At 62.1% G+C, this 14,572-nt stretch carries 15 protein-coding genes; 6 read left to right on the top strand and 9 right to left on the bottom strand.

Features of this window, described 5'->3' with window-relative positions; translation table 11 throughout:
• Positions 1 to 114: 114 nt before the first annotated feature.
• The 4 genes from B5G34_RS03625 to gltX all read right to left on the bottom strand — a co-directional run bounded on the left by B5G34_RS03625 (position 115) and on the right by gltX (position 6,234).
• A complete protein-coding gene (locus B5G34_RS03625; protein WP_087334309.1) occupies positions 115 to 1,773 on the bottom strand; it encodes a dicarboxylate/amino acid:cation symporter in 1,659 nt (552 codons plus the stop codon).
• Between the two features lie 190 nt (positions 1,774 to 1,963).
• On the bottom strand, positions 1,964 to 3,142 hold the full coding sequence (locus tag B5G34_RS03620; RefSeq protein WP_087334307.1) for an iron-containing alcohol dehydrogenase: 1,179 nt from the start codon (positions 3,140 to 3,142) through the stop codon (positions 1,964 to 1,966).
• 191 nt (positions 3,143 to 3,333) lie between these two features.
• Complete coding sequence (locus B5G34_RS03615) at positions 3,334 to 4,692, bottom strand: PepSY1/2 domain-containing protein (RefSeq protein WP_087334305.1); 1,359 nt, start codon at positions 4,690 to 4,692, stop codon at positions 3,334 to 3,336.
• 57 nt (positions 4,693 to 4,749) lie between these two features.
• Positions 4,750 to 6,234: a glutamate--tRNA ligase gene (gene gltX / locus B5G34_RS03610; protein ID WP_087334303.1), complete on the bottom strand. Its 1,485-nt coding sequence runs from the start codon at positions 6,232 to 6,234 to the stop codon at positions 4,750 to 4,752.
• Between the two features lie 177 nt (positions 6,235 to 6,411).
• On the opposite strand from gltX, the gene trpS reads away from it, so the two are divergent.
• From trpS to B5G34_RS03590, 4 genes are read left to right on the top strand one after another with little or no spacing between them, the layout of a single operon-like run.
• Positions 6,412 to 7,413 carry a tryptophan--tRNA ligase gene (gene trpS / locus B5G34_RS03605; RefSeq protein WP_087334301.1) on the top strand — a complete coding sequence of 334 codons (1,002 nt, stop codon included), beginning with the start codon at positions 6,412 to 6,414 and terminating at the stop codon, positions 7,411 to 7,413.
• Between the two features lie 21 nt (positions 7,414 to 7,434).
• The gene (locus B5G34_RS03600) at positions 7,435 to 8,529 is read left to right on the top strand and encodes an MraY family glycosyltransferase (protein WP_087334298.1); all 1,095 of its coding nucleotides are present in this window, start codon (positions 7,435 to 7,437) and stop codon (positions 8,527 to 8,529) included.
• A complete protein-coding gene (wecB, locus tag B5G34_RS03595; protein ID WP_087334297.1) occupies positions 8,526 to 9,674 on the top strand; it encodes a UDP-N-acetylglucosamine 2-epimerase (non-hydrolyzing) in 1,149 nt (382 codons plus the stop codon). Before B5G34_RS03600 ends, wecB begins: the two co-directional genes overlap by 4 nt.
• Positions 9,675 to 9,709: 35 nt before the next feature.
• Positions 9,710 to 10,474 carry a hypothetical protein gene (locus B5G34_RS03590; protein ID WP_087334295.1) on the top strand — a complete coding sequence of 255 codons (765 nt, stop codon included), beginning with the start codon at positions 9,710 to 9,712 and terminating at the stop codon, positions 10,472 to 10,474.
• On the opposite strand, the gene B5G34_RS03585 is transcribed toward B5G34_RS03590, so the two are convergent.
• Genes B5G34_RS03585 through B5G34_RS03575 form a run of 3 tightly spaced genes read right to left on the bottom strand, consistent with a single transcriptional unit; the run spans position 10,471 to position 11,440 of the window.
• Positions 10,471 to 10,746, bottom strand: coding sequence for a hypothetical protein (locus B5G34_RS03585; RefSeq protein WP_087334293.1), 276 nt, complete (start codon positions 10,744 to 10,746; stop codon positions 10,471 to 10,473). The two genes, B5G34_RS03590 and B5G34_RS03585, sit on opposite strands and share 4 nt — an antisense overlap.
• Entirely contained in the window at positions 10,739 to 11,155 is a 417-nt protein-coding gene (locus B5G34_RS03580) for a hypothetical protein (protein ID WP_087334291.1), read from the bottom strand. Before B5G34_RS03580 ends, B5G34_RS03585 begins: the two co-directional genes overlap by 8 nt.
• 21 nt (positions 11,156 to 11,176) lie before the next feature.
• Positions 11,177 to 11,440, bottom strand: coding sequence for a hypothetical protein (locus B5G34_RS03575; protein ID WP_087334287.1), 264 nt, complete (start codon positions 11,438 to 11,440; stop codon positions 11,177 to 11,179).
• Positions 11,441 to 11,512: 72 nt separating this feature from the next.
• On the opposite strand from B5G34_RS03575, the gene B5G34_RS03570 reads away from it, so the two are divergent.
• Complete coding sequence (locus B5G34_RS03570) at positions 11,513 to 11,980, top strand: YfcE family phosphodiesterase (RefSeq protein WP_087334284.1); 468 nt, start codon at positions 11,513 to 11,515, stop codon at positions 11,978 to 11,980.
• Between the two features lie 12 nt (positions 11,981 to 11,992).
• Positions 11,993 to 12,784, top strand: coding sequence for a type III pantothenate kinase (locus B5G34_RS03565; protein ID WP_242956787.1), 792 nt, complete (start codon positions 11,993 to 11,995; stop codon positions 12,782 to 12,784).
• A gap of 42 nt (positions 12,785 to 12,826) precedes the next feature.
• Here the strand turns inward: B5G34_RS03565 and B5G34_RS03560 are convergent, their stop codons facing one another.
• Entirely contained in the window at positions 12,827 to 13,606 is a 780-nt protein-coding gene (locus tag B5G34_RS03560) for an ABC transporter ATP-binding protein (RefSeq protein ID WP_087334280.1), read from the bottom strand.
• On the bottom strand, positions 13,599 to 14,546 hold the full coding sequence (locus B5G34_RS03555) for an ABC transporter permease (RefSeq protein WP_087334278.1): 948 nt from the start codon (positions 14,544 to 14,546) through the stop codon (positions 13,599 to 13,601). The genes B5G34_RS03560 and B5G34_RS03555 overlap by 8 nt, the downstream gene beginning before the upstream one ends.
• Positions 14,547 to 14,572 lie beyond the last annotated feature (26 nt).

The following is a 14,572-nucleotide window of genomic DNA, read 5'->3' as shown; positions in this document are numbered from 1 at the left end:
GTCCTTACGCAGTTGGCAGATCGTATTACGCGTTGTACGCGTCCGCGAGGAACAAAGGGCTATGCCCGCATAGTGACAACCACCAGCTTCGCTGGTGGATGTGTTCATTATGATTTATACTACTTTTTTGTGATAGACGTCTAGATCCAGCAGATGTTCCAGCCGGGCCACCACCAGGGAGATGGCCACGTCGCCCGCCGTGTTGGAGGCGGCGCGGAACATACCCACGATGGAGTCGATGGCCATCATCAGGCCCGCCCCCTCTACCGGGACGCCGATCTGCACCAGCAGCACGGACAGGCACACCAGGCCTGCGCCAGGGACGCCGGGGGCGCCCACAGAGAGGACGAAGACCGAAAAGAACATGGCGGTCAGGTCGGAGCCGGTGAGATCCACGCCGTACAGACGGGCCAGGAACATGGCCGCCACCACCAGATAGACGCAGGTGCCGTCCATGTTGACGGTGGCTCCCAGGGGGATGGAGAAGGAGTACACCTTGGGAGAGATGCCCAGATCATTGCGGCAGATCTGCATGTTGTAGGGCATGGCGGCGTTGGAGGAGCCCAGGCTGAAGGTGGTCAGCATGCCGGGGGCATACTTTTTCAGAAAAATCAGGGGATTGAGCCGGGCCACCACCAGGATCAGCAGGGAGTAAACGGCCACCATGCCTACCATGCCCGCAAGGACAGTGAGGAGGAAGTAGATCAGGGAGATCAGGGTGTCCCCGCCGGTAAGCATCACCAGGGAACACACCGAGCAGAAGACCGCCAGGGGGATCACGCTGACGATGATGGTGGTCACCTTCAAAAAGAGGGTGTTGCAGCCCTCGAAGAACTCCTTCAGCGGCCGGGAGTAGTCGCCGATCATGCCCACGGCGATGCCGCACAGAATGGCGATGAAGATGATTTGCAGCATGTCGGCGTTTACAAAGGGCTGGACGATGTTGGAGGGCACGATATTGACGATGGTGTCAAGGATGGAGATGTTCACATCTTCCGCCCCAGCCACCACCTGACCGGCGGAGGTAAGGGCCTGGGCCCCCTCCTGGCCGGGCCGGAGAATCAGGAAAGCGGCTGTGCCCATGGCGATAGCCACCACCGTGGTAAACATATAAAAGCCCATGACCTTGCCGCCGGTCTTGCCGAAATCGGCCAGGTTGGAGAACTGGGAGACGCAGCTCAGGATGGAGAAGAAGACCACCGGGGCCACCACCATCTTCAGGGCGTTGAGGAACATGGTCTTGACCGGCGAGAGCAGATAGTCGTTCAGAGCCAGAGCCCCGGCCTCGGGCAGCACCTGACGCAGCAGCAGCCCCAGCAGGATGGAGGAGATCAGCGCCGCCACCGTCCAGTAGAGCAGCTGCTTCTCCGACTCCTTCACCGAGATGAGGACGATGTTGCACCTGTTGCGGTTCTTGTAGCGCAGCTTGTCCCGGAAGGCGTTGAGCAGCAGGTCCCGGATGGTGGCCTCGGCCTGGCTGTCGCCCTCGTCCATCTGCATGTCCATGCAGAAATCCACATCTTTTTCAAATTCAAATTCCGGGCCGGGCACGGACAGCTTCAGGGAGAGGCTGCCCATTCGGCTGACCACGGCCAGCTTGGCGGTGGCCTCAGGCGGGGCGTGCTGGAACAGCTTGACCATGGCCTCCTCCGCCATGAGAATGGCCCGGTTGGCCTCCTTGGAGCCGATGCGCTTGTTCTTCAGCGCCTGGGTGAGAAAGGAGATTCCCTCCGGGATGGCTTCATTCCTGGCAGGGATGCGGAGTATTTCCATATTGTATCCCTCTTTCTTCTTTTTGACAGCAATGCCGCCTTATCCTACCCCCTGAGGGTGAGGCTGTCAACCGCATGTGAGTATTTTGGGCATTGAACGGTAAAACTGGTGGGGGAACAATAAAAACCGGCATGTCACGGAAGTGACATGCCGATTTTTTAAGGGTCCCTCTATCAGGGTTCGGGGGAGCTTAGAAGTTGACCTCTTCACCGTAGTAGATGCAGGTGAAGAGCTTGGCCATGGTCTCGGGATCGATGGGACGGGGGTTGGAGCCGGTGCAGGCGTCGCCCACGGCATTCTCCGCGATGGCGGAGAGCTTCTCCTTGAACTCGTCCTCGATGATGCCGAAGTCCTTCAGGGTGTTGGGGATGCCCATGGCGTCGTTCATGGAGCGGATCTTGGACCGCAGGCCCTCGACGCACTCCTCCACGGTGCCGGTGATGCCCATGGTCTTCGCGATGTCGGCATAGCGCTCCGCCACGCCGGGCGCTTTCGCGTTGTAGGCGATGACGTAGGGCAGGTACATGGCGTTGGCCAGACCGTGGGTGATGTGGCCGGTGGAGAAGGCGGCGCCCGTCTTGTGGGCCATGGAGTGGACGATGCCCAGCAGAGCGTTGGAGAAGGCCATGCCGGCCAGGCACTGGCCGTAGTGCATCTCCTCGCGGCAGGACATATCGCCGTTGTAGGACTTGATGAGATCATTGTTCACGATGTCAATGGCCTTGAGAGCCAGAGGATCGGTAAACACAGTATGGAGGGTGGAAACATAGGCCTCGATGGCGTGGGTGAGGGCGTCCATGCCGGTGTGGGCCACCAGGCTGGGGGGCATGGTCTCGGCCAGGGCGGGATCAATGATGGCCACGTCGGGGGTGATGTTGAAGTCGGCCAGAGGATACTTGATGCCCTTCTGATAATCGGTGATGACGGAGAAGGCGGTGACCTCGGTGGCGGTGCCGGAGGTGGAGGGGATGGCGCAGAACTTGGCCTTCTGCCGCAGCTCGGGGAAGGAGAAGGGAGTGATCAGATCCTCAAAGGTGGTCTCGGGGTACTCATAGAAGGCCCACATGGCCTTGGCGGCGTCGATGGGGGAGCCGCCGCCCATGGAGATGATCCAGTCGGGCTGGAACTCACGCATCACCGCGGCGCCGTTCATGACGGTCTCCACAGAGGGATCGGGCTCCACGTTCTCGATGAGCTTGGTCTCGATGCCCGCCTCCTTCAGGTAGGCCACAGCCTTATCCACGAAGCCGAAGCGCTTCATGGAGCCGCCGCCCAGCACCAGCACAGCGCGGGTGCCCTTCAGGTTCTTCAGGTTTTCCAGGGCGTCGGGACCGTAATAAATATCTCTGGGCAGAGTAAAACGGGACATGATAAGTACCTCCGTATCATTCATAAATATTCAATCGTTAAATGTTTAACGATCTGACGGCCCCTATTATGGCATATTGTTAATTCTTTGTCAATCCTGAAAGAGAAAACTATGGATTCCAAACTTCACATTTTACCCGGCAGGCAGGACAATACTATGTAGGGCGCACAGATGTGCGCCTTGGGCAGTACTCAGAGCACCAGAGTGCCGGTTTCGTCCTCCACCAGCAGAAGAATATGCTGCTGCTTTCCGGTGAGGGCGTTGACGTAGATGAGCACATGGGTGCCGTTTTGGGCCTGGCATTTGAACTCGTGGCACAATACCTCGTCCTCGCCGCCGGTGGGGATGAGGGCCAGCTGATGGGAGAGAACGGTAAGGGAGTGGTCCACCAGAGCCTGGGCGGTCTGGGTGTCCACAGTGGGGGAGGGGAGGGACCGGCCTCCGTGGTGGGTCAGATAGCCCGCCGCCTCAAAGCCCACGATGTCCCCGGTGTCCAGGGCCACCGATACCTTGACCAGGTCGGGATAGCAGTAGACGCCGTCCTCCACCGGGGCGAAGTTCACCGACAGCACCCCGTCCTGCTCCATGAAGTAGCTGGGGGCCATGTTGGCATAGCCCTTCTCCGCCAGGAAGGCGGCGGCGATCTCACAGCCCTCCGCCCGGCTGAGCACCGCCTCCCCGGCGGTGCGGGAGGTGAAGAGCTCTAAAATCTGTCCCCCTTGACAGGTGACCTGGATATACATCTGGCCCCCGTCCACCAGGGCGGTAAAGCCGTAGGAGGGCAGGTTCCCCTCCGACTTGGCAGTGAGGGTGAATACCTCGGGCCGCAGGCCCAGGAAGGAAGCGGCCGCCTCCCGGGCCTGCTCCTCAGTGACCTGGGGCAGGCCCTCCAGCATTTTGGGAGTGCGGCCGTCCAGATGCTGGGAGAAGGGGCCGTCGTAGATCAGGGTGGGCACCTCGGGGAAGTCGGCTTCCACGCTCTGGAAGGCGGAGCCGCCCTCCACCTGTCCGCCGCCGTCCTCCGCCGCCAGCCGTTCCCGGGCCTCTGCCAGATCTTCCGGTCGGATGGCCCCGGCGGTCAGCTGGGCCTGGAGAGTCTCCAGGGTGAGAGACAATTCACCGGCGGCCTGGGAGAGCTGGGACAGGGTGTCCCGGTGGTCGTCGGTGCATACAAGCTCTGCCGTGGCGCCCTGGGCCAGGGCCATGGCGTAGTCACCCGCCCGGGCCAGGAAGGCGGCGGTCTGCTCCAACTCCACGTTGCCGTAGGGCAGCTCCCCCAGGGCGGCCTGGGCGGCCTGAGCCTTGGAGTAGGCCTGGGCGCACAATGAGGCGAACAGGGCGGGGGAGGTGGCGTGGCTCACCTTGGTGAGGGCCACCTCCAGCTCTCCGGCGGCGGTGGTCAGCTCCGCAAAGGCGTGAAGATAGCTGTTGTCCAGCAGACGGCGGTACTGTCTGGCCCGGGCATGGCCCTGGATGGCAAAGCCGGCGGTGACAGCGAAGGCCGCCGCCAGAAAGCTGGCGGTGAGCACCCGTATCTTCTGTTTTGACATAAAAAAACGCCCCCTTTTACCGCTAGTATGGGTAAAAGGGGGCATGCTATGTGACACTTATTTTGCCAGCTGAGCCATGCCCAGCTTGATACGGCGGAGGGTCTCCTCCTTGCCCAGAATGTGGCACAGCTCCACCGCGCCGCCGGGGGTGACCGCCTTGCCGGACAGGGCGGTGCGCACCGGCCACATGATGCGGCCGTTCTTCAGCTCCAGCTGCTGGGCCAGGCCGATGAGGGCGTCATGGATGGCGTCGTAGGTCCAGTCGGTCAGACCCTCCAGCACGGGCAGCACCTGCTCCAGGGCCTCCAGAGAGTTCTCCTCGTTGGTCTTCATCTTCTTGTGGCAGTACAGCTCGTTGGAGTACTCAGGCAACGCGTCGAAGAAGTCCACCTGGGGGGCGATGTCCAGCCAGGTGTCGCACCGGGGCTGCACCAGGGGGGCGATGAGTTTCAGGTCGATGCCCTCGGTCTTGACGGCCTCCTTCAGGTAGGGTTCGGCTCCCTCATAGAAGGCCTCGGGGGAGAGTGAGCGCAGGTAGTTGGCATTGAAGTACTTCAGCTTCTCAATGTCAAAGATGGCGGGGGACTTGGAGATGCCGCCGATGTCGAACACGTCGGCCAGCTCGGTGAGGGTAAAGAACTCCCGCTCCGCGTACTCGCCCTTGGGGGACCAGCCCAGCAGGGTGACATAATTCACCACCGCCTCGGACAGGTAGCCCATGGCGATCAGGTCCTCATAGGAGGGGTCGCCCTTGCGCTTGGACATCTTGTTGTGCTGGTCCCGCATGACGGGGGAGCAGTGGATGTAGGTGGGCACCTCCCAGCCGAAGCCCTCATACAGCAGGTTGTACTTGGGGGCGGAGGACAGGTACTCGGAGCCCCGGACCACGTGGGTGATCCCCATCAGGTGGTCGTCGATGACGTTGGCGAAGTTGTAGGTGGGCAGACCGTCCCGCTTCATGAGCACCTGGTCGTCCAGGGTCTTGTTCTCCACGGTGATGTCGCCGAACACGGCGTCGGAGAAGGTGGTGGTGCCCTCGTCGGGGATGCGCTGGCGGATGACATAGGGCTCGCCGGCGGCCACTCTGGCCTTGGCCTCCTCCAGACTCAAAAAGCGGCAGGGGTCGGCGGCCCGGTCAAAGTCGCCGGAGTCCTCCTCAGACTCGGTTTTTTCGCAGAAGCAGTAGTAGGCATGTCCTTTCTCCACCAGCAACTCGGCGAACTTGCCGTACAGGTCACGGCGCTGGGTCTGGATGTAGGGACCCACGGGGCCGCCCAGATCGGGACCCTCGTCCCAGGTCAGGCCGCACTTGCGCAGGGTGTTGTAGATGACCTCAGTGGCGCCCTCCACCAGGCGGCCCTGGTCGGTGTCCTCGATGCGCAGAATGAACTTGCCGCCGTTGTGGCGGGCAATGAGCCAGGTGTACAGGGCGGTGCGCAGGTTGCCCACGTGCATGTAGCCGGTGGGGGAGGGGGCAAAGCGGGTGCGTACCCCGTCGTGAGGAATGCGCGCCTCCAGCTCCTCAAACCAGTTCAGATCCATACAGATCCCTCCGTCAAACAAAATACCCGGTATCGGGTGTCAAATCGTAACCTTTATTTTACCGTTTCAGCCTTAGAATTGTCAATAGTGCGGCCCTCTTATTCTTGTCAACCGGCGGGAATTGTGGTATTATATCGTCAACTATACGGAAATCTCTTACAAGGGTGTGAACTTGTTATGGAAACCAATAAAAAAGTCATCTTCAGCGGCATCCAGCCCAGCGGCGCTCTCCATCTGGGCAACTATCTGGGTGCGCTGCGCAACTGGGTGGCCATGCAGGACGAGTACAACTGCGTCTACTGCGTGGTGGATGAGCATGCCATCACCGTCCGTCAGGACCCCGCCGCCCTCCGCCGCCAGACCATTGAGCTCTTTGCCCAGCTAGTGGCCTGCGGCATCGACCCGGAGAAGTCCATCCTCTTCATCCAGTCCCATGTGCCCGCCCATGCCGAGCTGGCCTGGGTGCTCAACTGCTACACCATGTTCGGCGAGCTGTCCCGCATGACCCAGTTCAAGGACAAGTCCGCCCGCCACGCCGACAACGTCAACGCCGGTCTGTTCACCTATCCCTCCCTGATGGCGGCGGATATCGTGCTCTACCAGGCCGACCTGGTGCCGGTGGGTGAGGACCAGAAGCAGCATGTGGAGCTCACCCGCAACATCGTGCAGCGCTTCAACGGCGTGTACGGCGACGTGTTCACCATGCCCGAGGCCTATATTCCCAAGGTGGGCGCCCGTGTCATGAGCCTGAACCAGCCGGAGAACAAGATGAGCAAATCCATCCCCGAGGGCTGCGTCTACCTGATGGACAGCCCTGATGAGATCATGCGCAAATTCAAGCGTGCCATCACCGACAGCGACACCGAGAACTGCGTCCGCTATGACCGGGCCAACAAGCCCGGCGTGGCCACCCTCATGGACATCTATGCCGCCGTCACCGGCAAGACCTATGAGCAGATCGAGGCGGAGTTTGAGGGCAAGGGCTACGGCGCCTTCAAGCCTACCGTGGGCGAGGCCGTGGTGGAGCTGCTGCGCCCCATCCGGGAGGAGACGGCCCGCCTGCTGAGCGACAAGGCCTATCTGGAGGGCCTCTACCGCGCCGGTGCCGAGAAGGCCCAGGCGGTGGCCCAGCGGACCCTGCGCAAGGTCCATAAAAAAGTGGGCTTCCTGCCTCGCTGATACAAAAGGAGCATCTTTCCTATGCCGATCAATTCCGAACTCCCCCTGATGGGGATCGTGGCGGCCGCGCTGGTGGTGGCCCTGCTGGTGGCCCTGGTGGCTACCCCTGTGGTCAAGAGCCTGGCCTTCAAAATGGGCGCGGTGGACGTGCCCAAGGACAACCGCCGCATGCACGACCATCCCATTCCCCGGATGGGCGGCCTTGCCATTTTCCTGGGCTTCCTGCTCAGCGTGCTTCTCTTCCTGGATCTGGATACCCAGATGCGGGGCATGCTGCTGGGAGCCACCATCATTGTGGTGCTGGGCATCTTTGACGATATTTACAGCCTGGGCGCCAAGCTGAAATTCCTCATCCAGATCGGAGCCGCCCTGGTGGCGGTATTTTCGGGCAACGTCATTGAGACCCTGTCCAACCCCAATGTCTTTTCCTCCGACCTGTACTGGGACTTGGGCTGGCTGTCCATCCCGGTGACCGTGCTGTGGATCGTGGCCATCACCAACGCCGTCAACCTCATCGACGGCCTGGACGGCCTGGCCTGCGGCGTGTCCACCATCAGCTCCATGACCCTGCTGGTCATTGCCCTGGTGGTGAGCGAGGGGGATGTGGCCATCCTCATGGCCGCCCTGGCCGGCGGCTGCATCGGCTTTCTGCCCTACAACATGAACCCGGCCAAGATCTTCATGGGGGACACGGGCTCCACCTTCCTGGGCTATATCCTGGCGGTGGTGTCGGTGCAGGGCCTGTTCAAGTTCTACACCATCATCTCCTTTGCGGTGCCCTTCCTCATGCTGGGTCTGCCCATCTTTGACACCGCCTTTGCCTTCATCCGCCGCATCGCCCACGGCCAGAGCCCCATGCACGCCGACCGCAGCCATGTGCACCATCGGCTCATCGACATGGGCTTCAACCAGAAGCAGGCGGTGGCGGTGCTCTATATCATCAGCGCCATCCTTGGCCTGTCCGCCGTGGTGCTTACCACCAGCGGCCCGGTGAAGGCCATGCTGCTGATGATGGCCCTGTGCTTCGCGGGGGCCATCGCCGGGCATATCTTCCTGAGCAACAACCGCAGGGAACAGGAAGAAGAACAGGAGAAGGGGCAGGAGGAAGAGAAATGAAACAGATCCGCGTTATGACCATTTTCGGCACCCGGCCGGAGGCCATCAAGATGGCCCCCCTGGTGCAGGAGCTTCAGAGCCGGCCCAACATTACCTCCATCTGCTGTGTTACCGCCCAGCACCGTCAGATGCTGGATTCGGTGCTGGATATCTTCGGACTCAAGCCGGAGTATGACCTGAACATCATGGAGCCCCGGCAGACCCTGTCCACCATTACCACCAAGTGCCTGCTGGGCATGGAGGGGGTGCTGGAGCAGGCCAAGCCCGACCTGGTGCTGGTCCACGGCGATACCTCCACCACCTTTGCCGGCGCCCTGGCCGCCTTCTATCATCAGATCAAGGTGGGCCATGTGGAGGCCGGCCTGCGGACCTGGGACAAGTACTCCCCCTTCCCGGAGGAGATGAACCGCAAGCTGGTGGGCGACATTGCCGACCTGCATTTCTGCCCCACCCGCTCCAACGTGGCCAATCTGGCCCGGGAGGATATCACCGACGGGGTGTTTATCACCGGCAATACCGTCATTGATGCTTTGAAGACAACGGTTGTAAAGGATTATCACTTTGCAACTGATCTGCTCAATAAGCTGGACTACGAACACAAAAAGATCATCCTGGTCACCTGCCACCGGCGGGAGAATTACGGCCAGCCCATGGCCAACATTATGACCGCCCTCCGCCGGGTGGCCGAGACCTTTGAGGACGTGGAGCTGGTGTACCCGGTCCACCTGTCTCCCGTGGTGCGGGAGGCGGCGGCCAAGTACCTGTCGGGCCACGACCGCATCCACCTCATCGATCCTCTGGACGTGGAGGAGATGCACAATCTCATGGCCCGGTCCTACCTGGTGATGACCGACTCCGGCGGTCTGCAGGAGGAGGCTCCCGCTCTGGGACGGCCCGTGCTTGTCCTGCGCCGGGAGACCGAGCGGCCTGAGGCCGTGGAGGCGGGTACCGTAAAGATCGCGGGTACCGAGGAGGAGACCATCTTCCAGATGGCCTCCCAGCTGCTCACCGACGAGCAGGCCTATCACGCCATGGCTCATGCGGTGAATCCCTACGGCGACGGCTTCGCCTGCCGCCGTATCGTGGATGCCATCGAATGGCAGTTCGGCCTGCGGGCGGACAAGCCGGACGAATTTGGGGCCTGAGCCTGTCTGAAAACCGAACATAAGGAGGGAAGGGCATGGAACGGCGCAATCGGAATATCCTTGTGGTGCTCATCGGTATCGTCATTGTGGTCGCCATGCTCTCCAGCTTCGGACTGGGGCTTTTTGCCCCTGATACCGCCAAGATCCAGCTGCCCACCCCCGGCGCCAGCCAGTCGCCGGAGCCGGCGGGGGATGAGGACTATGTGCGGGTGGAGATCACCCCGCAGACCGTCCAATATGTCATTGAACATACCCTTTCCCGGCCGGAGAGCTACGGCCGCACCGTCACCATTGAGGATTTCTGGGGGGACGGCCAGAGCGGCGTTACCCGGGCCACCGTGTGGGTAGACGGCGGCTGGACCCACACCACTGCCACCCAGCCCGGCGGCACCGTCCGCCACTCCATTGTGGGGGACGGCCGGTTCTGGCTGTGGTACGAGGGGAGCAGCAGGACGCTGACCGGCTCTGCGGATGAGGACTCCGCCGACCTGGAGGGACAGCGTATCCCCACCTATGAGGACGTCCTCAAGCTGAAGGAAAGCGACATCGCCGCCGCAAGCTACCAGGACAAGGAGGGGGTGGCCTGCATCTATGTGGAGACCGTCCCGGACAGCCAGGGCTATGTAGAGCGGTACTGGATCTCGGTGGACAGCGGCCTGCTGGCCTGCGCCGAGACCGCTCTGGAGGGCCAGCTGGTCTACCGAATGAGCGCCTTCACCGTGGAGCGTCCGGTGCCCTCCGGCGCCTCCTTTGAACTGCCCGACGGCACGGTACTCCACACCGTAGGGAGCGACGGCTAACTCAGGCCCAGCAGCAGTACCAGGGCCAGGGTGATGACCAACTCCATGTCGTCCCCCTCCAGAAAGAGGAAGAGCAGGATGAGCAGCAGCAGGACATCCCCGGTGTCCAGGCTGTCCAGCTTCAGATGTTTCAGCAGGTCGCCCAGCGGCCCGCTCTTGCCCTTGCCCCCCGCCTTCGGGGGGCGCTTCTCTTCCCGGGGCGGGGGAGAGGGGGCGTCCTCCTGGGGTATGCGGGTGTAGGAGGTGCCGTTGGGGATGTAGCGGTTATACATCGTCCTCCTCCTCTCCCCGGTCACGGAACATCTTCAGGGCCGTCCGGATCACCCGGGTGAGCCGGGCGATGCGGACGGCCTGATCCATTTTTTCCTGGCGCTCAGGCTTGAGAAAGGGCTTGAGGGCCGCCAGCAGGGCGGTCTTTTTGTCGTCCTGGGCGGAGTATTCCGACAGAAGCCCCATGCCCATCTGGAGCAGCTTGGGGTCCAGACCCGCCAGGGCGGACAGGGGAGAGGGCTCCTCCGTCTCAGGGGAAGCGGCGGTCTCCTCCTCCGCTTCCTCCCGGTCAGGGGACTCCTCCCGGTGCTCCTCCTGCTTGCCGGACAGCGACTGGGCCAGGGACATGATCTGCCCCATGGCCTGGGGATCGCCCAGGATCTGGTTGAGTTGTTCCTCCCACTGGGCCATGGGCCATCCCTCCTTGCTGAACTACTGGTTTTCCTTGGGCGCGGTCTGGCTGAGCCGCTCCACCAGCCTGGAGCCCTCCGGATTCTGCATCACCTGGCGTACCATGGCCAGCAGGTCCTTGGTGTCCCCCAGGGCGGCGGAGGCGGCGGCGCTCTTCAGCTTGCCGCCGGCATTCCGGTTGAGCAGCTCCATCAGCCGCTGGGCGTCCTCTGAGCGGATCACCTGCTCCAGTTTGGCCCGGTTGTGCTCCAGCAGGGCGGTGGGGTCGGCTTTCTTCTGATCCATACCATCAGCTCCATCCCTAATATATAGTGGCGTTCATTTCATTATATGTGCTGCCTCTGGAAAGGTGATGCTATGAAACTGCTGATTTTTTCCGATTCCCACGGCAATGTGGCCAATATGGAGGACGTGGTGCGGCTGGAGAGCCCCGACCGTATCCTCCACCTGGGGGATCTGGCCCGGGACGCAGAGGAACTGGCGAAAAAGTTCCCCCACATTCCGGTGACCTATGTGCCGGGCAACTGCGACGGGCGGCGGCCCGACCTGCCGGAGGAGCGGGTTTTCACTCTGGACGGCTGCAAGATCCTCATGACCCACGGCCACATCTACCATGTGAAGATGGGCATGGGCATGGCCATCCGGGCGGCCCGGGAGGCGGGCGCCCATCTGCTCTGCTTCGGCCACACCCATGAGGCCTTCTGTGAGTTTGAAAACGGGCTGTGGATCGTCAATCCCGGCTCGGTGGGTACCTTTGGGGCGCACACCTACGCGGTGGCCGTGCTGGAGGACGGCGGCGCGGTGTGCTACCTGAGTCATTTATAAGAAAGGGAAGGGATGGCTATGCTGCTTGCGGTGGACGTGGGCAACACCAATATGGTGTTCGGCATCTATGAAGGGGAGGAGCTGAAGGGCAGCTTCCGCACCATGACGGACGGGGACCGCACCTCGGACGAGCTGGGTCTGCTGGTGTGCCAGTACTTTCAGCGCTTCGGGCTGGAGCTGGACCAGATCGAGGACGTGGTCATCGGCTCGGTGGTGCCCCAGGTGATGCACACCCTGACCAACGCCATGAAAAAGTATGTGGGCAAGACCCCGCTGGTGCTGGACGACGGACTGGACCCCCGACTGCCCTATGTGCCCTGCGCCAGTGAGGAGCGGCTGGGCCCCGACCGGGCAGCGGCGGATATCGCCGCCATGGCCAAGTACGGCGCGCCTCTCATCGTGCTGGACTTCGGCACCGCCACCACTCTTGATGCGGTGAGCCGGGACGGGGTGTATCTGGGCGGCTGCATCACCGCCGGTGTGCGGGTATCCATTGACGGCCTGTTCCAGAAGACCGCCCTGCTGCCCCGGGTGGAGCTGGTGAAGCCGGGCACCGTACTCAGCACCACCGCCGTGGGCCAGATCCAGGCGGGGGCCGTCATGGGCTACATCGGGGCCATGGAGTACCTGATCCGCCAGGCCAAGGCGGAGATCGGGGAGCCAGACGTGAAGGTGATCGCCACCGGCGGTCTGGCCCGGATGGTGGCGGACAACACCGATCTTATCGACGTGGTGGACCCCCAGCTGGTGCTGGACGGCCTGCGCATCATCTATGAGCGGGAGAAGAAGGCCGGAAATGCGTAAAAAAACCGGGTACCTGTAAGGTACCCGGTTTTCTTTTTGTCGTTATTCACTGAGGAGCATCCGGTCGCTTTCCACGTTGAACTTGTCCAGCAGGTCACGGACGGTGAGGTTCTTCTTTTCCTCGCCCCGGATGTCCACCACCACCCGGCCGGCGTCCATCATAATGAGGCGGTTGCCGTACTGGATGGCGTTTTTCATGTTGTGGGTCACCATCAGGGTGGTCAGGTTGTCCCGGGCCACGATGCTCTCGGTGATCTGGAGCACCTTGTCGGCGGTCTTGGGGTCCAGGGCCGCAGTGTGCTCGTCCAGCAGCAGCAGGTCGGGCTTTTGCAGGGTGGCCATCAGCAGGGTGAGGGCCTGCCGCTGGCCGCCGGAGAGCAGGCCCACCTTGCTGGTCATGCGGTCCTCCAGACCCAGGCCCAGGATGGCCAGCTTCTCACGATACAGCTTGCGCTCCTCGTTGTTGATGCCGTAGCGCAGACCCCGGGTCTGTCCCCGGCGGTAGGCCAGGGCCAGATTCTCCTCGATGCCCATGGTGGCGGCGGTGCCCATCATGGGGTCCTGGAACACACGGCCCAGGTACTTGGCCCGCTTGTGCTCGGGCAGGTTGGTGATGTCCACGCCGTTGAGGGTGATGGTGCCGGCGTCCACAGGATACACACCGGCGATCAGGTTCAGGGTGGTGGACTTGCCGGCGCCGTTGCCGCCGATGACGGTGACGAAGTCGCCGTCCTCCAGCTTCAGGTCCAGGCCGTTGATGGCTACCTTCTCGTTGACGGTGCCCCGGTTAAAGGTCTTGTAGATCCCTTTCAGTTCAAGCATTGGGGTTGGCCTCCTTTCCGGCGGCGGCAGGAATCTTCATCTTGCCCCGGAAATATTTGCCCTTCCAGTAGGGAATGGCCAGGAAGATGGCCACCACCACGGCGGTGATGAGCTTCAGGTCGTTGGTGTTCAGACCGGCGGTCAGGACGATCTGGATGACCACATAGTAGATCACCGCGCCCAGGGCCACCGACAGCAGCTTCAGGGCGAAGTTGCGGAAGATGCGGCTGAAGAGCACCTCACCGATGATGACGGCGGCCAGGCCGATGACGATGGCGCCCCGGCCGGCGTTGACGTCGGCAAAGCCCTGGTACTGGCAGTAGAGGGCGCTGGCCAGCGCCACCAGACCGTTGGAAATCATCAGGCCCAGCACCTTGTTGAAGTTGACGTTGATGCCCTGGGCCCGGCTCATGTTGGGGTTGGCGCCGGTGGCACGGATGGAGCAGCCCAGAGAGGTGCCGAAGAACCAGTAGAGTACCGCAATGATGACGATGGTGAATACCGCCGCCACGAAGATGGGATTCTCCAGGGTCAGGCTGCGCACGTTGCGCAGGGAGACCAGCAGGTCGAAGTTATTCGGGTTGATGGCGGTGTTGGCCTTGCCGTCCATGATCCGCAGGTTGATGGAGTAGAGGGCCAGCTGGGTCAGGATACCGGCCAGGATGGCGGGGATGCCCATGAAGGTATGGAGCACGCCGGTGACCAGGCCCGCCAGCATACCGGCCAGGAAGGCGCACAGCATGGCTACCCACACGTTTACGCCGTTGGTCATCAGGATGATGCATACCGCGCCGCCGGTGGCCATGGTGCCGTCCACTGTCAGGTCGGCCAGGTCCAGTACTTTATAGGTAATGTACACGCCGATGGCCATCAGGCCCCAGATCAGCCCCTGCGCCACCGCGCCTGGCAGCGCGGAGAGCAGGCTTGTGAAAAATTCCACGTTTGATTCCTCCCGTACAGTTATCT

Origin of the sequence: Flavonifractor sp. An82 (assembly GCF_002159265.1) — a bacterium.
Lineage (GTDB): Bacteria > Bacillota > Clostridia > Oscillospirales > Oscillospiraceae > Flavonifractor.
The sequence above is the reverse complement of the archived record's forward strand: the minus strand, read 5'-3'. Positions and strand labels throughout refer to the sequence as shown.

Excerpts from the sequence above, each read along its gene's own strand:
- B5G34_RS03625 (WP_087334309.1), bottom strand. The coding sequence starts at position 1,773 with ATGGAAATACTCCGCATCCCTGCCAGGAATGAAGCCATCCCGGAGGGA.
- B5G34_RS03620 (WP_087334307.1), bottom strand. The coding sequence starts at position 3,142 with ATGTCCCGTTTTACTCTGCCCAGAGATATTTATTACGGTCCCGACGCC.
- B5G34_RS03615 (WP_087334305.1), bottom strand. The coding sequence starts at position 4,692 with ATGTCAAAACAGAAGATACGGGTGCTCACCGCCAGCTTTCTGGCGGCG.
- gltX (WP_087334303.1), bottom strand. The coding sequence starts at position 6,234 with ATGGATCTGAACTGGTTTGAGGAGCTGGAGGCGCGCATTCCTCACGAC.
- trpS (WP_087334301.1), top strand. The coding sequence starts at position 6,412 with ATGGAAACCAATAAAAAAGTCATCTTCAGCGGCATCCAGCCCAGCGGC.
- B5G34_RS03600 (WP_087334298.1), top strand. The coding sequence starts at position 7,435 with ATGCCGATCAATTCCGAACTCCCCCTGATGGGGATCGTGGCGGCCGCG.
- wecB (WP_087334297.1), top strand. The coding sequence starts at position 8,526 with ATGAAACAGATCCGCGTTATGACCATTTTCGGCACCCGGCCGGAGGCC.
- B5G34_RS03590 (WP_087334295.1), top strand. The coding sequence starts at position 9,710 with ATGGAACGGCGCAATCGGAATATCCTTGTGGTGCTCATCGGTATCGTC.
- B5G34_RS03585 (WP_087334293.1), bottom strand. The coding sequence starts at position 10,746 with ATGTATAACCGCTACATCCCCAACGGCACCTCCTACACCCGCATACCC.
- B5G34_RS03580 (WP_087334291.1), bottom strand. The coding sequence starts at position 11,155 with ATGGCCCAGTGGGAGGAACAACTCAACCAGATCCTGGGCGATCCCCAG.
- B5G34_RS03575 (WP_087334287.1), bottom strand. The coding sequence starts at position 11,440 with ATGGATCAGAAGAAAGCCGACCCCACCGCCCTGCTGGAGCACAACCGG.
- B5G34_RS03570 (WP_087334284.1), top strand. The coding sequence starts at position 11,513 with ATGAAACTGCTGATTTTTTCCGATTCCCACGGCAATGTGGCCAATATG.
- B5G34_RS03565 (WP_242956787.1), top strand. The coding sequence starts at position 11,993 with ATGGCTATGCTGCTTGCGGTGGACGTGGGCAACACCAATATGGTGTTC.
- B5G34_RS03560 (WP_087334280.1), bottom strand. The coding sequence starts at position 13,606 with ATGCTTGAACTGAAAGGGATCTACAAGACCTTTAACCGGGGCACCGTC.